The sequence below is a fragment of the Dysgonomonas sp. PH5-45 genome (assembly GCF_029893235.1).
Taxonomy (GTDB): Bacteria; Bacteroidota; Bacteroidia; order Bacteroidales; family Dysgonomonadaceae; genus UBA1309.
On the sequence record NZ_JARXWE010000022.1, the window covers coordinates 1 to 16,314 of the forward strand.

At 37.8% G+C, this 16,314-nt stretch carries 24 protein-coding genes; 22 read left to right on the forward strand and 2 right to left on the reverse strand.

Going from position 1 to position 16,314, the window contains the following annotated elements; all coding sequences use genetic code 11:
- Positions 1-869 precede the first annotated feature (869 nt).
- The gene (locus tag M2132_RS08585) at positions 870-1,031 is read right to left on the reverse strand and encodes a hypothetical protein (RefSeq protein ID WP_280672950.1); all 162 of its coding nucleotides are present in this window, start codon (positions 1,029-1,031) and stop codon (positions 870-872) included.
- A gap of 3 nt (positions 1,032-1,034) precedes the next feature.
- A complete protein-coding gene (locus M2132_RS08590; RefSeq protein ID WP_280672951.1) occupies positions 1,035-1,367 on the reverse strand; it encodes a helix-turn-helix domain-containing protein in 333 nt (110 codons plus the stop codon).
- Positions 1,368-1,402: 35 nt separating this feature from the next.
- Between M2132_RS08590 and M2132_RS08595 the strand changes: the two genes are divergently transcribed.
- From M2132_RS08595 to M2132_RS08700, 22 genes are all read left to right on the forward strand, one after another.
- A complete protein-coding gene (locus M2132_RS08595) occupies positions 1,403-1,765 on the forward strand; it encodes a hypothetical protein (RefSeq protein ID WP_280672952.1) in 363 nt (120 codons plus the stop codon).
- A 26-nt stretch (positions 1,766-1,791) separates the two neighbouring features.
- A complete protein-coding gene (locus M2132_RS08600) occupies positions 1,792-2,172 on the forward strand; it encodes a hypothetical protein (protein WP_280672953.1) in 381 nt (126 codons plus the stop codon).
- Positions 2,169-2,657 carry a hypothetical protein gene (locus M2132_RS08605; RefSeq protein ID WP_280672954.1) on the forward strand — a complete coding sequence of 163 codons (489 nt, stop codon included), beginning with the start codon at positions 2,169-2,171 and terminating at the stop codon, positions 2,655-2,657. The genes M2132_RS08600 and M2132_RS08605 overlap by 4 nt, the downstream gene beginning before the upstream one ends.
- Positions 2,658-2,675: 18 nt before the next feature.
- The gene (locus M2132_RS08610) at positions 2,676-3,080 is read left to right on the forward strand and encodes a hypothetical protein (RefSeq protein WP_280672955.1); all 405 of its coding nucleotides are present in this window, start codon (positions 2,676-2,678) and stop codon (positions 3,078-3,080) included.
- 2 nt (positions 3,081-3,082) lie between these two features.
- Positions 3,083-3,433: a hypothetical protein gene (locus tag M2132_RS08615; protein ID WP_280672956.1), complete on the forward strand. Its 351-nt coding sequence runs from the start codon at positions 3,083-3,085 to the stop codon at positions 3,431-3,433.
- Between the two features lie 191 nt (positions 3,434-3,624).
- A complete protein-coding gene (locus M2132_RS08620; protein ID WP_280672957.1) occupies positions 3,625-4,107 on the forward strand; it encodes a hypothetical protein in 483 nt (160 codons plus the stop codon).
- Positions 4,108-4,132: 25 nt separating this feature from the next.
- Positions 4,133-4,540, forward strand: a complete 408-nt coding sequence (locus M2132_RS08625; RefSeq protein ID WP_280672958.1) for a hypothetical protein — start codon at positions 4,133-4,135, stop codon at positions 4,538-4,540.
- A gap of 209 nt (positions 4,541-4,749) precedes the next feature.
- A complete protein-coding gene (locus tag M2132_RS08630; protein ID WP_280672959.1) occupies positions 4,750-5,157 on the forward strand; it encodes a hypothetical protein in 408 nt (135 codons plus the stop codon).
- Between the two features lie 212 nt (positions 5,158-5,369).
- Positions 5,370-6,368: a reverse transcriptase/maturase family protein gene (locus tag M2132_RS08635; protein WP_280672960.1), complete on the forward strand. Its 999-nt coding sequence runs from the start codon at positions 5,370-5,372 to the stop codon at positions 6,366-6,368.
- Complete coding sequence (locus M2132_RS08640; protein WP_280672961.1) at positions 6,340-6,654, forward strand: hypothetical protein; 315 nt, start codon at positions 6,340-6,342, stop codon at positions 6,652-6,654. Before M2132_RS08635 ends, M2132_RS08640 begins: the two co-directional genes overlap by 29 nt.
- A gap of 220 nt (positions 6,655-6,874) precedes the next feature.
- A complete protein-coding gene (locus M2132_RS08645) occupies positions 6,875-7,537 on the forward strand; it encodes a hypothetical protein (RefSeq protein ID WP_280672962.1) in 663 nt (220 codons plus the stop codon).
- A 56-nt stretch (positions 7,538-7,593) separates the two neighbouring features.
- Positions 7,594-8,901, forward strand: coding sequence for a VapE domain-containing protein (locus M2132_RS08650; RefSeq protein ID WP_280672963.1), 1,308 nt, complete (start codon positions 7,594-7,596; stop codon positions 8,899-8,901).
- Positions 8,902-8,913: 12 nt separating this feature from the next.
- Positions 8,914-9,291 carry a hypothetical protein gene (locus M2132_RS08655; protein ID WP_280672964.1) on the forward strand — a complete coding sequence of 126 codons (378 nt, stop codon included), beginning with the start codon at positions 8,914-8,916 and terminating at the stop codon, positions 9,289-9,291.
- Positions 9,292-9,468: 177 nt separating this feature from the next.
- A complete protein-coding gene (locus M2132_RS08660) occupies positions 9,469-9,930 on the forward strand; it encodes a methyltransferase (RefSeq protein ID WP_407932418.1) in 462 nt (153 codons plus the stop codon).
- 1,207 nt (positions 9,931-11,137) lie between these two features.
- Positions 11,138-11,620, forward strand: a complete 483-nt coding sequence (locus M2132_RS08665) for a hypothetical protein (protein WP_280672966.1) — start codon at positions 11,138-11,140, stop codon at positions 11,618-11,620.
- A 98-nt stretch (positions 11,621-11,718) separates the two neighbouring features.
- Entirely contained in the window at positions 11,719-12,834 is a 1,116-nt protein-coding gene (locus tag M2132_RS08670; RefSeq protein WP_280672967.1) for an ATP-dependent Clp protease proteolytic subunit, read from the forward strand.
- Positions 12,835-12,852: 18 nt separating this feature from the next.
- Entirely contained in the window at positions 12,853-13,806 is a 954-nt protein-coding gene (locus M2132_RS08675) for a hypothetical protein (RefSeq protein ID WP_280672968.1), read from the forward strand.
- Between the two features lie 25 nt (positions 13,807-13,831).
- Positions 13,832-14,428 carry a hypothetical protein gene (locus M2132_RS08680; RefSeq protein WP_280672969.1) on the forward strand — a complete coding sequence of 199 codons (597 nt, stop codon included), beginning with the start codon at positions 13,832-13,834 and terminating at the stop codon, positions 14,426-14,428.
- A gap of 310 nt (positions 14,429-14,738) precedes the next feature.
- Positions 14,739-14,972 carry a hypothetical protein gene (locus tag M2132_RS08685; protein ID WP_280672970.1) on the forward strand — a complete coding sequence of 78 codons (234 nt, stop codon included), beginning with the start codon at positions 14,739-14,741 and terminating at the stop codon, positions 14,970-14,972.
- A gap of 301 nt (positions 14,973-15,273) precedes the next feature.
- Positions 15,274-15,546 carry a hypothetical protein gene (locus M2132_RS08690; protein ID WP_280672971.1) on the forward strand — a complete coding sequence of 91 codons (273 nt, stop codon included), beginning with the start codon at positions 15,274-15,276 and terminating at the stop codon, positions 15,544-15,546.
- Entirely contained in the window at positions 15,543-15,977 is a 435-nt protein-coding gene (locus M2132_RS08695) for a hypothetical protein (protein ID WP_280672972.1), read from the forward strand. Before M2132_RS08690 ends, M2132_RS08695 begins: the two co-directional genes overlap by 4 nt.
- A 142-nt stretch (positions 15,978-16,119) precedes the next feature.
- Positions 16,120-16,314, forward strand: a complete 195-nt coding sequence (locus tag M2132_RS08700) for a type II toxin-antitoxin system HicA family toxin (RefSeq protein WP_280672973.1) — start codon at positions 16,120-16,122, stop codon at positions 16,312-16,314.

A 16,314-nucleotide genomic window follows, 5' to 3' on the forward strand; every position in this document is an offset into this window, starting at 1 on the left:
TATGTAGAAACTATGAAACTACTTTCGATTCGGCGGAGGAAATAGTCAAAATTGCCGCTATAAAATTATTGTTGAACAAAATTTAAACAGGCTCTTAATAAACCTTCTTTCTATTTCGATTGTATTTTTCATATATCTTATTTTATTTGCAAAGGTAATGAATAGAAAGTTAAATAAGTAAATCATGAACCTTTAAAATTAATTGGTGTAATGTTGTATATAGGTGCCTTTTTTAAATACTGATTCGCATTAATAATCAAAGGTTCATTAATTAAATCGAAATAATTAGAATTATCTATTGCTTGGTACAGTCAAGTATATAGATGCGATTCATTTTATCAACGTCTGGCAGAATTAAGCCTAAGATACGCACACATGCACATGACTATTGAAGAAGCCCCCTGTTCTTGTAGTAGCGGTTCTGTTAATGATATACATCTACTCGGTGAACTGATGCAAAATTTGCCAAAGACTAAAACCATATACGGCCGTGTCTACGTCGTATTTTAATTTGTATTTTATCACTCAAACCGTCTTTGCCTGTGAAGGTAGAGGCGGTTTACTTTTGTAGATAAGTGTTATCTAACTCGAATAATCTGTATATTTTAAATTAAACATACAGATAGAACAAAAATAACACCCGATATTACTTTTTAGGGTGTAATATCGGGCGTAAATCTTGTAATTTATTGATAATCAATATTGCTCGTGGAGCATATCGGATGTATTTTTTATATCTTAGCCAATTGAATATCACATCTTTATAAATGTCTATTTAGTATTTGTCGCTATATTAATTTATAAATGTCTATTATTGTATAATCATATTACCCTGACCGGAGAGTAACCACCGGGCATTTAGAGAAATTTTAAATTCGAGGTTTAATAAACGTGCCTTTAGGCTTCTCTTTGTCACAATTATTTATTATTTCAGTTGCTTCTTTTTGAATTTTAGAAGCTAATTCTACAGTTACTTTTTGGTCTTTATATTTATTCACAAGCAGCTGAATCACAATATTTTTTATATCCATAATTTACTTATTTAAGATTTCTAAATTATTTTCCCCAAATACAAGTCTCAGAACTTGCTCTTTCTTGTCTGCTTGAAGCTTTATTTGCAATATAGCTTCCACTGGCTCTTGTTTTAGATCTCCCTTTTTTATATATTGATCGGGATATGTGAGCAGATACAATAGATCAACTTCAAGCGAATTTGAGATTATTTCAAGTTCACTAACTCGCAACTCTCTTTTTTCATTTTCTATATTGCTAACAACAGCAACATCTACATTGAGGGCATCAGCTATAACTTTCTGACTAAAACCCCTTTCCTCCCTAATTAAGCGTATGTTTTTCGCAATATTCATACTTATAAATATAAATAGTTAATAATCAATACAATATGAGAAAAACTCATTTTAATTTGATATTTTCTCAATATTTACTTGAGTTATTCTCAAGTATTATTTACATTTGTCATGTCGTTTTGCGTAGGGGGGGTGAAATTACAATTAACAATTTAATTTTTTTTGAGATAATGAATAAAACTTATTTGAAACAGTTTATGAATTCTATCCCCATGGGGATTTATAAGGACACAAAAGATCAGATTATTGAAGAATGCCATATAACAGAAGATATTTGGGTTAACTGGTTGTCAGGAAGAACGCGCATTCCGGAGTTAGCAAAACCGGTAATAAATAAAATAGCTGGCAGGAATATTTTTGAAGAAGTCGGTGAGCTTCACCAAACACAAAACAAATAAGCGATAATCACAAAATAAAGAACGTTATGGAATTTAAACTGATTAGAAAAAACTTTTATACAGGCATAACTCTAAAGGGGAATACTGTAGAATACCGGATGGTGGACGAAGATAATATAGTATTCAAATCAAGGGATTTGTCCGAACAAAACATTGAGAGGCAAATACAGGATCCGGATACAAAACAATTCATTACGGAAGCGCAACCAACAAAGATAACTCTCGAGTGCAGTTTCCCGGTAACAACTGCAATGCTCGATTTGCTCGAATCATCACAGGTTATTGCCGATGCCGAAATGATAAACCGTGACAATTATCACCTAATTTCGTTTGCCCCCTATCCCCTCTTTAACTTCTTGAAGTTGCAATCGTTAATATTTGATCTATGCAAAAAGTTTGATTTATGAAACCTCAATGGGATAAATTACTGGAGGCAATAAATGCACATGCCGACATGCTTCAGGAGTTTGTCGATAATGTGACCGATTCTAAAACCGTGAAGAATCTGAAGCTGCTAACCGGTGGTTTCAATAAAGTGCTGACCGGAGCATCCGAAGTAGATCGGTTGGTAGATCCACAGCAAAAGCTGACTATCAAAATGCCTTTCGACAACGAAGAATTCCATCAACTGTGGCAGTATTACAAGGAATATCTGGTAGAAGATTTCGGAATGTATCTAAACTCAAGGCGTGAGCAGATAATACTGAATAGCCTAAAAAAATGGTCGAAAGACGATGCAGACCGTGCTATGGAGATAGTAACTTTCTATATGCACAACGGATATCGACGTGTTTTTGAACCTACAACAAAACAACTCAGTGGTGAAGAACTTCCTCCGGAAGAAAATTCGAACCGATCTATTAACCTGAATATAGACAAATCAATAAGATAACATAAAAACAGAAATAAAATGACATTAGAAGAAGTACAAAAACAGTATCCTGATGCGATGAAAGCATCTCTAACAATGACGACAGAAGCTATGCAAACTCATAACTTTTACAAAACAGATGAACTTAGAAAATATCTGCAAACAATTTTCCCAGGAAATAGTATTCTGTACTGCAATTGTTCTGGAAGAAAAATAACGGCAATCACTTCTAAAGAAGCTTATGAAGAAGAAAAGCGGCAACTATCAATGGTTCCAGGAACAAAAGTTATTATGACTGGCTCCGAAGGAGACTTTCCTGAATATAAAGATAAAGTATGGGAAGTATATGCAGGTCCTAAATGGATGTGTGGAAGTCTGGTTGTATGGCTCGAAGGATTTAGTGGGGCATATTCATGTGAACACCTTAAAATCGTGATTGAATAACAATGTATAACACAAAATTTCAGAAAGTCAGCATTAATGAAATATCATATAATGGACTGACAACTATAATATTGAGTATTCATATTGAGGGCGAAAACAAGCGGTTTCCGCTTGGAACATCCGGCGACGATTTCCTTATTTACCAAGGAGGGAAGGATGGAGTATCCCGATCGAGCCAGATATCTATCAGGAAACATAGTGGTATGATAGAGATGTTACTCACAGGCCCGGAAGGACACTTCATATTCCTGGGAAAACTAAATCCGGACTTGATACCAATAAAAGAAATAGCAGCGGAATTCTTTAGGGCAATCGTAAATTATAAACAACTGATACAAAAAGGGAAAACATGAAAACTCAAATAATGTATATGCTTTATGATCCTAAAGGTTATGAACAGCCATTAACATTGCATTTTCAGAGGCATTTATCTATATCCATATTTTTTAATAAAACGGAATGGAAAAACGCTCAGAAACATAAATGGACGTGCAGAAAAGTAAAAGTAACTATTGAAGAATTATAATAAAAAAAATCAAACCTTATGAATTTAACAGAAGAGAAAGCAAAGGAAATTTATTCGGTAGTGCCGGAAAGTTTCAAAAAAGAGTTAGAAGAAGTATTTGGCAAAGAAACATTCTTTCCAGATGAATTAGACAAACTATCATCGTATGAAGTGGCTTTAGAATTGGCAAACCGTCCGGATGCCAAAACTATTAATGAAATACCGGAAGATTTACACAATTACATTTTGAAAGAATACAAGTGTATAGTATTGAATGAAGCGGCTAATACCCTTCTTGGCGGTCAAAAGCAAATGGATATTTATAATCAGAATATAAAAAGATATCTCCCATACTTCCTTACAAATGGGTCTCCTTCCGGCTTTCGGTTCCTCGATTCGTACTGCGATTACTCGAATGCGAATGCGGGTAGCGGATCTCGCCTTTCGGCTATAAGCGCAAAAGCGGCTAAGCATCTTGGAACTCTCTTCACAAAAGAATTCCGTGAAATGTTAGAAGCATGATTTAATAACTTAAAATATTTGAACAATGAAAATCAACACGAATGAATTAAAGAAGAAATTGCAAGAGCGCCTCGTAACGAAGGAGCAGGCATATGCTGAAGTTGGTGCAAACCTTATTGACTTTTCGATATTCCCGAAAAGCAAAAGGGAGTATAAAGAAGCACAATATGATACTGAGATAATAGTAGAAGCCGCCCGAAAGATAGAGAAGGAATGCGGATATGGTGAAATAGATTGGAGTAATGGCAATCAGCCCAAATGGCAACCATGGTTTTTTATGTCTCCTTCCGGCTTTCGGTTCGGCGATTCGCGCTACGATCGCTCGGATGCGTGTGCGGGTAGCGGGTCTCGCCTTCACGTTTTAAGCGAAATCGCCTCTGATCATATAGGCACTACATTTAGTGAAATCTGGGAAAAAGTTCAATTGAAATAGACAAAAAAACAAGGCTGTTTGTCTTTATGGGTCTCCTTCCGGCTTTCAGTTCAACGATTCGAACTACGATAACTCGAATGCGAATGCAGGTAGCAGGTCTCACCTTTCGGCTATAAGCGCAAAAGCGGCTAAGCATCTTGGAACTCACTTCACAAAAGAATTCCGTGAAATGTTAGAAGCATGATTTAATAACTTAAAATATTTGAACAATGAAAATCAACACGAATGAATTAAAGAAGAAATTGCAAGAGCGCCTCGTAACGAAGGAGCAGGCATATGCTGAAGTTGGTGCAAACCTTATTGACTTTTCGATATTCCCGAAAAGCAAAAGGGAGTATAAAGAAGCACAATATGATACTGAGATAATAGTAGAAGCCGCCCGAAAGATAGAGAAGGAATGCGGATATGGTGAAATAGATTGGAGTAATGGCAATCAGCCCAAATGGCAACCATGGTTTTTTATGTCTCCTTCCGGCTTTCGGTTCAACGTTTCGTACTACGATCGCTCGCTTGCGGATGCGGGTAGCGGGTCTCGCCTTCACGTTTTAAGCGAAATCGCCTCTGATCATATAGGCACTACATTTAGTGAAATCTGGGAAAAAGTTCAATTGAAATAGACAAAAAAACAAGGCTGTTTGTCTTTATGGGTCTCCTTCCGGCTTTCAGTTCAACGATTCGAACTACGATAACTCGAATGCGAATGCAGGTAGCAGGTCTCACCTATGTAAAGAAAAACTAAAAAGACAAAGGCCGTACCACTTGGTAAAAAATAAAAAATTCAAAAGGTGCTGGTAGGCGAAAGCCGAAAGTTCCGATACGAAACAAAGGCATGAAAAGAATAGGTAATTTATACGATAGCATTTGCGAAATGGATAACATTTATCTGGCTTACAATAAAGCCCGGATGGGAAAAAGTAAATCGCACGGGGTAATCATATTTGAAAAGAATCTGGATGAAAACTTAGCAAAAACACAAAAAGAATTATCGGATGGAGCTTATAGAATATCACCCTATGAGGTTTTCAAAATATATGAACCAAAAGAACGGATAATTTACAGGCTTCCATTCTACGATCGTGTAGTACAGCATGCCATAATGAATATTATTGAGCCGATATGGGTCTCTTTGTTTATTTCACAAACATATTCATGTATAAAAAACCGTGGCATACACGGGGTGCTTAAGCATATTAAAAGGGATTTGAAAGAAAAAGAGGATACTAAATACTGTCTGAAAATGGATATAAAGAAGTTCTACCCATCTATCAACCATGAGATAATGAAAAAAATAATCCGGAAGAAAATAAAGGATAAAAAGTTACTCGGTTTGCTCGATCACATTATTGATTCAGCCCCGGGACTTCCCATCGGCAATTACTTGTCTCAATTTTTATCAAACTTATACATGACATATTTCGATCATTGGTTAAAAGAAGAACAAAAAGTAAAATATTACTATCGATATGCGGATGACATTGTGATTCTTGCCGAAAATAAGTCCTATTTACATGCGCTTTTTATTCAAATAGAAGAATATCTATCGGGGCGTCTGAAATTGGAAATAAAGAAAGATTATCAGGTATTCCCAGTTAAAAAACGAGGCATTGACTTCGTTGGATACGTGTTTAGACACACACATATACTTATGAGAAAGTCTATTAAACAAAACTTTTGCCGGAAAGTAGCCAAGTTGAACAAACGAAATATATCGGCAGAAGAATACAAACAAAGTATTTGTTCGTGGCTTGGTTGGGCAAAGCATTGTAATTCAAGGAATCTATTAAAAACGATAATTAAAGATGAAGAAGTTCGCAGAATTTGGGATTAAAGTAGAAGAAAACGGAAGATACTTTGATGTACCGAAATTGCAGATGCATCAGGTGCTAAATTGTGAAATTGAAATTCTTGAATTTATAACGGATGTAAAGACAAAGAATGGAATGAGATATCTACTAAAAATAAGATTAAACGGGAAAGATGGAAAACTTTTTACCGATGCAAAACCAATAAAAGAAGCATTAAACCAAATCCCTGAAAATGAATTCCCATTTATAGCTACTATAAGGCAACGTAGATATGATTCCGGGAATACAGGAACATATTATTTAGAATAACAATGGAAACAAAAATAATAATAATCATTCTCTCTATAGCTTGCTTGTCATTAGCGACTATAAATATTTATCTGATCACGATTCTAAAATTATACGACAAAACTGAAATTGCTCAAAAAGAGCTTATAGAATTATTAAAGATTCATATACATGACATGTCAAAACGGATTATGTCCAATTAAAAAAAACCAATAAAAAATAGATAATAAACTTTTTAACTATGATACCACAAACCCCCATACAGAACGGACTGTTTCAGAAGTTTGGAAACTACAAGGCTTTTTTCAACCACTTTAAACCGGGAAACTTGCTGGTTTTGTACGAAGATATCGATACGGTGGAAGACTCCCTCCGGCAAGAACGTTTCACCCTGCAGGATATCGATGTGTTGTATAGCACCGAACAGTTTCATGCCGGCATAGAATATATTATGGAATGGCTCGAATTTATAAATATATATTCTAACATAAGTAAACCACTTAAAGATACCCAGCTGGTGGCCTTTCAGATATATAAGAAGCATAAGCTGTTATATCTTACGGATCTGAAAGTGATATTCGAAAAAATGATGGACGGCGATTATGGCCCTTTTTATGGTTCTATCGACTCCACGCGCATTCATTCGTCTTTTAAAGATTATAGCGCGTCCCGTAATTTAGCACAGGCAAAAATAAAAGGCCTGCTGCAGGACGAAATGAGAGCAAAACTGGAAAAGCTATTTGACGATACTAAAGGGAAAATGCTCCGTAAATATAAGGAAAAGTACGGAGATTCTCCAATCGTGAAAGACCCCAGAGAGTTAGCTCGCGAAGTTGAAGAAGCAACCAAGGAAAAGGCTGCTGCTATCCGTCGGGAATTCTTTGAAATACACGGAATCAGGTAATAGAATTTATAGGGAAAAGGGGGCAAATCTATAAATATACGGAGTAAATATATAATATGGCAATACATAAACCTATCGAGGTTAATAAGCAGACAAAATTACGGTTTAACGACAAATTTAAACGAAGCGTCGAGTTTCTGAACGAAAATTATAATATCCTGGTGCCGATACACGACCCGGATAAAATACAAATAATATACAAGGGATCTGATGGTCGCTACAAGTATAGCCCATCGTTCGAAGATGTATCTATTCATGTAGCCGAAAGCGATATTTCCATATCCGACAGCGACCTTTGGAAAATAATAAAAAGCCCTAACTACATAGAGCCCTACAACCCGATAAAGGAGTACTTCGATAAAATACGCGGCACTTACAAGGGCGAAAGTCATATCGATATTCTGTGCCAGCATATCATCCCCCGGAGTTTTGACGATAATACCCCGCGGCATTACCTTGAAAGAACCAATCGGCTTATACGTAAGTGGCTGGTGGCAAGTGTTGCCAACTGGCTCGGTAAGGAAACTAATCAGGTAGCCCTGGGGTTGATAAGCGGACGTGAAGGCATCGGGAAAACAACCCTGCTCAATTTCCTTATACCGGAGCAACTGAAGGAATATTATGTATCACCATCTAAAGACGATAAGGTATTCAACATAGAAGAAGGGTTTACGCAATATATGCTGGTGCACTTCGAAGAACTGGTGGGATTGAATAAAGGAAATTACAACACATTCAAAAGGGTTATGTCGCAAACCGAACTATTGACAAAGCCAAGAGGCGCAAGGGTGGCCACCTATAAAAAAAGGATAGCATGTGTGGCTTTCTCTACCAATAAAAACAAAGAAAATGGAGGTTTCATATTGCCAAGCTATGGTGATACTCGTCGGTTTGGATGCGTCGAGCTCGAAGATATTGAGTTCGGATATGAGACTAAGGTAGATATAGATCAGCTATGGAGCGAAGCCCTCGTTTTGGCCGAAGAAACTGATTTCAACTATCGGTTCGATAAAAACACGGACTTCCCCGAATTCAAGGAATACAATAAACGTTATGCATACCAAACATCGGCAATGAGCTGTATACAGATAAATATCTGCCCACCGGAAAGCGATGATGAAGGCGTTTATATGAATGTCACCCAGATACTGCAGACGCTGATCACCGCCGGAAAGATATCGAGGGATATAATAGGCTCGTCCGATAAAAAAGTAAATATCCGTACGGTTGGCATAGCCCTCACAGCTCTGGGATATACATATAAGGCTATGCGTGTGCCGGGATTGCCTTATCCCATCTATTGCTACCATATTAAGTTTTTGGATGAGTCGCTTAATCACCGGCAGGGAAACAATAACCAATAAAAACGAAAAGCTATGGAATGGACATACAATAAAGTAAAACTCCTACAAGAGAAGTATCCGGAAGCACCAAACTTAATGGCCTTAGCCAAAGAGATTGGAGTTACTCAGAGTGCATTGCTGCAGAAGGCATGTTCTTTAAAAATAAAAAGATCGCGCCATCGGATAAACGCTATCTTACAAAAGCAAAAATTAGCACTTGACACACACGACCTAAATCCACCAGTACCGGTTCTTGAAGAAAATACGGAGCAGGTTACTATCAAAGAGCGAGCGCCCATCGATATCCCTAAAAGGCTAAATGAGCTCACCCGAATAATACTAAACCCTGACACGCCCCGTCATGTATATAACAAAGCTATGCAGGATTACCATTATTATAATACACTATGAGTAAAAAAAACACCGGTGGAATTTTAATGCAATGAAACCTAATCTATTCCCGGATACATATAAGGTAGACCAATGTAAAGATTGCGGCATTATCAGATTACATGTTTACAAATGTCGGCAGTATCTGAAAGTTTACATTGCTGGTGGAAAATATTGTGATAACAGACCTGAATGCAAATGAAAAAGATATTAGATGCTTGCTGTGGCAGTAAAATGTTCTGGTTTGACAAAAGCAACCCGGATGTTCTGTTTGCCGACAATAGGCGGGAAAATCATATTTTATGCGATGGGCGGTATCTGGAAGTAAATCCTGATGTAATAATGGATTTTACGGATATGCCAATAGACGACGAAGTATTTAACCTTGTCGTATTTGATCCTCCACATCTGATTAAACTCGGTAAAAATTCATGGATGGCAAAAAAATACGGAGTACTCCCAGATAATTGGCCAAGGATAATACACGATGGCTTTAATGAATGTATGAGAGTGTTGAAGCCTGATGGAATTTTAATCTTCAAATGGAACGAACATCAGGTTTCAATTAAAGATGTTCTGAAAGCCATCAACAAGCAACCTCTTTTCGGGCATCGCTCCGGGAGGCAATCTAAAACTATCTGGATGGCTTTTATGAAATAAGAAGCACTCGTCCACAGGGAAGTATAACTTCTCATCACCACCCCACAATCCGTTTGCAGATGAATATCTGCATTGCCCGGAACGTGGGGTTCTTTTTTTTAGTATGATGGCGATGTATTTTCTCCTTATTGATGCATACCGGCCTTTATGTAACCTCCCAACTCCTTATCGTTACAATATTTAAAACCTTACGGTCAACGACATTTCTTTTTTAGAAGGATGGAGGCTTTCATGTGTTCATGTGTATTTATATAATATTATTTCTTATAGTTTATATTTATATATTACTATTATTATTCAAAAAACAAAAAAAAACCGTTTTGCTCCTACTACTTACTACAACCTCTTGAAACCCGCATCCAGAGCCATGAATTTTGTAGTAGGTATGTTTTACTACATACCTACTACAACCTACTACAAAAAAGCTCCTACTACAACCTTACTACAATTATATATTTGTAAATCAACAATGTATGCGTTGTAGTATGTAGTAGGAGCAGTAAATTTTATTTTTTTACAAACTATTATTTTTACCGAATAAAAAAAGGATTATTTTGTTTACTTTGCATATATATTTATTTGTATATTAGTATTTTATGACTAAATTAGTAGATATTTTCTGATACAAGCGCTATGGGTAAATTTTTGGTAAAGTTTCCGTGTAAACCTTATGTAAGGAGGTTTCTTGAGATAAATTATGGAGATATTGATAATCTTAATAACAATAAATCCGTAGATATATCTAAGGATAAAGCTCTTTATTCGGAATTCCAACAAAAACTTAAACTAAATAAGTCCTTGCGTTATGATATCCGGTATAGTAATCTTGCCCTGGATAGGTATTCGGAAGAAATAAATATAAAGATATCGCAGGACGACTTCTATCGATACGGATGGGAGTTATCGAAGACTGATATCGTATATCTGAATTCTTTATTCGAAAGTCGTTGTAAGCTGCTGATGTATACTGTTGTTGGTTCTCATGTTGCCATAGGGTTGACTTTGTCAAGCAGTATAGACTATTTTCAGGACAAATATTTGTTTCCGGAAGATGTATGGCCCAAAGAAAGTATTTATAAAGATTGTCAACGAAATTTAGATTTAACTAAAAATTTTATTTCACATAATATTTCAGAGTTTATTGATAAAATAATGTTGGTGAAATTGTCTGCGAATAGGACAATTTCACACAAAGCAAGAAAAGTATATGAAAGCAATAACATTTGATTTCGGTAGCAATCTGGGAGGGTTAAATAAGGTGTATGCTATTCCTCCTTCTTCCCTTATCGAGATAATACATAACTATTCTAAAAAGCAAATATCATTGAGACTTACAGGTACTTCCGATATCATAGAAATATACTGTATACTTGATACAATGCAATTTACCGAAGAAAAAACACAACCTGCCGCAGGACCTACCTACAACCCCGTAATCACCGGTATTACACCTAAATCCAACGAGATAAACCAGGAACAACTTATCCGGTTGGAAAGCAGTTACTGGCTCCTACTCTTCGAAGACAATAACGGTAATACCCGTTTGGCTGGCAATGAAGATTTATTTTTGGTGTTCAACCGAACCGAAAGCACTGGGCAAACTATACAGAGTCGTAATCAAATACAGTTTACTTTTTCGGGATTCCAATCTCATCCGTGTTATTTTATCCAAGATGCATCACTTGTATAGTGCTGATATACACAGATAAACAATACAAAAGCAGGTAAGGCACAGTGTCCTTTACCTGCCTTTTTTTGCTCCATATTTTTGCCATAAATATTTTAAATATGGCAAAAGACAGAGTTATAGAAATAACCGGATATATCGAGAAATATGCTTTCTCAATGGGATATATCAAATACCTGATGAAAGAGCTTGGCGAAGGGCCTATTACCGTTAAAGTTACTTCCTATGGTGGTGATGTGAATCATGCCCTGAAGATAAAGGATCTATTCGCTTCTCACGGCGATGTAACGGTAGAATATGTCGGTTTGAATGCTTCTGCAGCTACTCTTATAGGACATGGCGCCAAGAAAACCATTATCCACGAAGATTCCCTATATCTTATTCATAAACCAATGGTATGGGTAGATACTTGGGGGTCGATGAACGAAGACGAGCTGACACAAGCTATTACTGATTTACAGGCTCAAAAAAAAGATGCTGAAACATTTACTCTCGTTTTAGCACAAGATTATGTGAATAGCCGTGGAATGGATATTAAAACGGTAATGTCTCTGATGAAAGAATCCAGATGGCTTTCTGCCGAGGAAGCTGTTAAACTTGGCTTGGTCGATGAAATAATCCCTTCCATAAACAAGAAGCCTGTCATATCTAATCAAGCTATTGCTATTATGAATGCCAATGGATTGCCAATACCCGAATTTAATGGTAAGCCAAAGAATGATCTACTCACAAAAATATCTAATGGAGTGGATAGGATAATAGATAATTTTTTACCTAAAAATAAATCTGAAATGAATAAAACATTTTTATGTATCAACAAGATACTTAACGTAGAAGGCATTGAATCTACCGATGGCAAGTTCTCCTTGAGCCTTGAGCAGATAACAGTCATAAATGCAAAGCTTACTGAAATGGAAACCGCTGTCACTAATGCTGATACTGCCCGTCAAACAGCAGAAATAGCACAGGTGGCTGCCGAAAACTCACTGAATGAACTTGCCGCTGCGATCGATGCTATCAATCCTACCGTGAAGGCTGCCCAAAAAGCAAGCGATAAAGCAGCTGCTATTAATGCCATCCTTGCCAGTCGACCAGGTGTAAAGGCCGAAGCTCCACAGGGAGAATCAGGAAAAAGTGGCGAACTAAAAAACGAGGCAGACTTCAATATTATCGATAATCTTCCTCACAACAGGGAAGCAGACACTTTTATTGTATAATCTAAATATTTAATTATTATGGCTTTAATCATATCTGATATTGTTTCCGAATATGGTGCTTATTATATCAAAAGCGGTCAGAACGAATCGCGTTTAAGAAGACAACTCCTGTTCAGTCGTGAAACAACAAAATTAGCTACACCGGTAAAAACGGAAGATACGGTATATAGATTGGCGCAATCTACTATAACTGAATTGGTACAGGCTTTCCAAAAAGATTGGACTCCAAAAGGTGATCTCAAGTTCACTCCTAACCCCATACCTTTATACAACCTAAAGGTAGATATTGACCTATATCCGGACGAAATTAAAAACAGCTGGTTGGCGTTTCTTGAGAGCAACAATCTTAACCGCAAGGATTGGCCATTGGTTCGTTATATGATAGAGAAACATGTGTTCGACCGTATAAATGATGATATGGAGCGAAACGTATATTACAAGGGTGTATTTGCTGCGCCTACCGCAGGGACTGCCAGTACAGCCGGAAGTGCTATGAATGGTTTAGAGTATCTTCTTAAAAACAATACCGGTATAAACCATGTAACATTATCCGGGGCTCTTGATCCGTCTACTATATACGATCAGATGGAAGAGTTTTACGAGAAAATATCGGAAGAATACCAGAACACTAAAATGGTTATTGGTGTTGCTCCTAAATGGAGGCGTGCCTTCCTGAAGGATAAGCGTGCTCAAGGATGGTATGATATTTCAAGCCCTGGGCAGATAGATGACACTCTTGACTTTTCTCCTGCTCGTGTAATAGGATTACCTTCAATGATAGGTTCGGATGATATCTGGGCTACTCCTTTGAATAATTTCCTTTATGTTACTCGTTTTGGTGAAAATGCGGCAAAAGTGAAGATCGAAGAATCCAAACGATGTGTGTCTGTTATGACAGACTGGTGGGAAGGTTTTGGCTTCGGCATCAACGAAGTAGTATGGACAACCGTACCAGCTGCGGTAACACCTTAATATTAATCTATCTAAATATATTATTATGGCAGATAAATGTATAAATCTCGAAGATATAGATCATAACTTAGGTTGTGACGGAGGTAATGTATCTGGGATAGTTCCGGAAGTAATATTTGGCTATCACGAAGATGTAGCTACTTGGCCGGATGAACCGGTTCCTACAAACGCTGGAGGTGTAACCACACCTCTTACCTTAGAAGAAGCCGGAGCCTTGGATGGCGATGTGGCAATGAAACCGGGAACGCGTGCCTTTAAAATTGCTTTTACCGAAGATGTAGGCAGTCTTACCATCACCACCGATGGAGAAACCGATGGTATGTCGGTAATATATACCCTTACTATCATAAAGGCAAAAATATCAAAACAAGTACTCGGTTTCATCAATGCGGCTATAAACCGTAAACTGTTCTTTATCCCTCAGGATGAAAATGGTGTACGCTACCTAATGGGAAATAAACGCCGCGGATGTACATTCGTATCTGGCGGTGACGGATCCACAACCGGAACTACATCATCCGATCGTAACCAAACAACACTACAGTTTACTTTTCGAGCCGGCAAAGCTCTCGTTTATGAAGGTGTAACGGATGAATTATTAACGGAAGTCCCTACTCCCTAATATATACGTTCTTTCATTTTTTTTAAGGCTCTCATTTTTTGGTGGGAGCCTTTTTTATTGTCATATATTGTCGTTCCCAAAATTTAATACTATCTTTGTAGTGCGAAACAATTATTTTCAACAGGCAGATCTGCAAAGGTTGCCTATACTACAGGCTTTTTTTATGCCTAAACTTTAAGATATTTATTATTATAAGGCGGTTGCCTTTCCCAACATTCTTATCGGTTCTGCCGTTTGATTGTAATTGTTTCGCGACACGGGAAATGGCAGCCGTTCTTTTTTCTGCCTAAAATGCGAAACAATTACAATCATGAAAACAAATCTTATCCAGGAGCTTCCGCTCACGCATTCGGGCTACGTAGGCCTGCAAGTGGCTCAAAAATTAGTTCACAAAGTATTAAAGGGAATGACCGGTATAACGCCCATCCGCCTGGAGCATCGGGAAACCGATTCCGAGTCGGCCATTATCTTTGCCGGAAACGGCATAGTTGCCACCTTGCACATACAAAAAATAAATTTTGAAAGGAAAGGAGGCGCCCTATGAAATTTTGCTGTTTAAAAACTTTTACTACCTTTGCAATGCTATACATTTTACAATCTTGGGCAAATAATCAAAAATTATTTTCACAAGATAAAAGGGAAGTCCACTATGGTGGTACAAGAGGAAACGACTGTACTGCTTCAACGCCCAGCGTAAAGTGTATAGCACACCTACGGTGGGCTTCTTGTTTTGTCGCAATTCTTATAAAAATGCTATACAATAAGAATTTAGATTACCTCTTGGCTTGCGAAGAAAGCCTTACCGACTACCAGTTCTTAACCCTATTACAGAAAGGAGGTATGGTATGAGCGCTGTTATCACCAAAATCGGCAATATAGAAATCACACCGGGCGTTGCCGAGTTTCTCGAAACTATGTTGCACTACGATATCGACCGCTATGCCGTAAGTGTCCGTCTGAGCGACCTGGCCCGCGTGCAGGATTTCATCACCCGTGTGCTTCTGGACCTTACCGATCCCGACCCCAACGAGGCGAAACAGTGCCTGAGCAGTATCATGTACCTGCGCGACCAGCTGAGTCTCCTGGTTGCAGACCATAAGGAAGGAGGCGCTCTATGATAGAAGTATATAAAAAGAAGAATATCGCCTGTGTACATGTTGGCCAAGCCGCAGTGTATAACGACACCGAAACTTACCATATAGAGGTCGATAATTCCGTGGGACTGACCATCGCCCAGCTGATAGAACTCCGCAATGTGCTGAATGTTATAATTGCCGAACAGGAAGGAGGAGGTATCATGGATAAAAAGATAGAGATAGCCGGCATACCCTTTACCGACGATATGCTTGAGGAGCTACGCCGATGGACAGCGCCCGATAATGGCGATGATTCGCAGCTGCAGCAGGATATCGACGCTATCGATGCCGTGCAATCGTTCCTGATGTTCCGCTGGGAGCATCTCGGCGCCGACGACCAGGACATAAAGCACATGCTCATATCTATGCAGGTACTGAAAGAGACACTCAATAAATTCAAACTAAATCATTAGAGCTAAGTCATATCGAGCCGCCCATCTGCATAAAGATAAGGCGGCTTTCGTTGAAAAATAGTTGTAAAAAAGATACTGTTTTATTTGTTTAGTTGTAAATTTACTACTATATTTGTTATGTCAAATAAAAACAAAGAGATCTATGAAAATTTGGAAAGTAAAAGAAATCATCAAATTGATAGAGTACAACGGATGGTTTCTTGCCGCACAAAAAGGCAGTCACAGACACTTTAAGCACCCAACAAAAAAAGGCAGGGTGACAATACCGGGCAAACCAAGCGACGATTTAGACCCCAACACGGCAAAAAGTATTTTAACACAGGCAGGGCTGAAATAA

Bases quoted from the DNA above. Each gene is read 5' to 3' on its own strand.
- M2132_RS08665 (WP_280672966.1), top strand. From the start codon at position 11,138: ATGAAAGCAATAACATTTGATTTCGGTAGCAATCTGGGAGGGTTAAAT.
- M2132_RS08605 (WP_280672954.1), top strand. From the start codon at position 2,169: ATGAAACCTCAATGGGATAAATTACTGGAGGCAATAAATGCACATGCC.
- M2132_RS08625 (WP_280672958.1), top strand. From the start codon at position 4,133: ATGAAAATCAACACGAATGAATTAAAGAAGAAATTGCAAGAGCGCCTC.
- M2132_RS08685 (WP_280672970.1), top strand. From the start codon at position 14,739: ATGAAAACAAATCTTATCCAGGAGCTTCCGCTCACGCATTCGGGCTAC.
- M2132_RS08620 (WP_280672957.1), top strand. From the start codon at position 3,625: ATGAATTTAACAGAAGAGAAAGCAAAGGAAATTTATTCGGTAGTGCCG.
- M2132_RS08615 (WP_280672956.1), top strand. From the start codon at position 3,083: ATGTATAACACAAAATTTCAGAAAGTCAGCATTAATGAAATATCATAT.
- M2132_RS08690 (WP_280672971.1), top strand. From the start codon at position 15,274: ATGAGCGCTGTTATCACCAAAATCGGCAATATAGAAATCACACCGGGC.
- M2132_RS08670 (WP_280672967.1), top strand. From the start codon at position 11,719: ATGGCAAAAGACAGAGTTATAGAAATAACCGGATATATCGAGAAATAT.
- M2132_RS08635 (WP_280672960.1), top strand. From the start codon at position 5,370: ATGAAAAGAATAGGTAATTTATACGATAGCATTTGCGAAATGGATAAC.
- M2132_RS08595 (WP_280672952.1), top strand. From the start codon at position 1,403: ATGAGAAAAACTCATTTTAATTTGATATTTTCTCAATATTTACTTGAG.
- M2132_RS08695 (WP_280672972.1), top strand. From the start codon at position 15,543: ATGATAGAAGTATATAAAAAGAAGAATATCGCCTGTGTACATGTTGGC.
- M2132_RS08655 (WP_280672964.1), top strand. From the start codon at position 8,914: ATGGAATGGACATACAATAAAGTAAAACTCCTACAAGAGAAGTATCCG.
- M2132_RS08590 (WP_280672951.1), bottom strand. From the start codon at position 1,367: ATGAATATTGCGAAAAACATACGCTTAATTAGGGAGGAAAGGGGTTTT.
- M2132_RS08700 (WP_280672973.1), top strand. From the start codon at position 16,120: ATGAAAATTTGGAAAGTAAAAGAAATCATCAAATTGATAGAGTACAAC.
- M2132_RS08585 (WP_280672950.1), bottom strand. From the start codon at position 1,031: ATGGATATAAAAAATATTGTGATTCAGCTGCTTGTGAATAAATATAAA.
- M2132_RS08650 (WP_280672963.1), top strand. From the start codon at position 7,594: ATGGCAATACATAAACCTATCGAGGTTAATAAGCAGACAAAATTACGG.
- M2132_RS08680 (WP_280672969.1), top strand. From the start codon at position 13,832: ATGGCAGATAAATGTATAAATCTCGAAGATATAGATCATAACTTAGGT.
- M2132_RS08640 (WP_280672961.1), top strand. From the start codon at position 6,340: ATGAAGAAGTTCGCAGAATTTGGGATTAAAGTAGAAGAAAACGGAAGA.
- M2132_RS08610 (WP_280672955.1), top strand. From the start codon at position 2,676: ATGACATTAGAAGAAGTACAAAAACAGTATCCTGATGCGATGAAAGCA.
- M2132_RS08675 (WP_280672968.1), top strand. From the start codon at position 12,853: ATGGCTTTAATCATATCTGATATTGTTTCCGAATATGGTGCTTATTAT.
- M2132_RS08645 (WP_280672962.1), top strand. From the start codon at position 6,875: ATGATACCACAAACCCCCATACAGAACGGACTGTTTCAGAAGTTTGGA.
- M2132_RS08630 (WP_280672959.1), top strand. From the start codon at position 4,750: ATGAAAATCAACACGAATGAATTAAAGAAGAAATTGCAAGAGCGCCTC.
- M2132_RS08660 (WP_407932418.1), top strand. From the start codon at position 9,469: ATGAAAAAGATATTAGATGCTTGCTGTGGCAGTAAAATGTTCTGGTTT.
- M2132_RS08600 (WP_280672953.1), top strand. From the start codon at position 1,792: ATGGAATTTAAACTGATTAGAAAAAACTTTTATACAGGCATAACTCTA.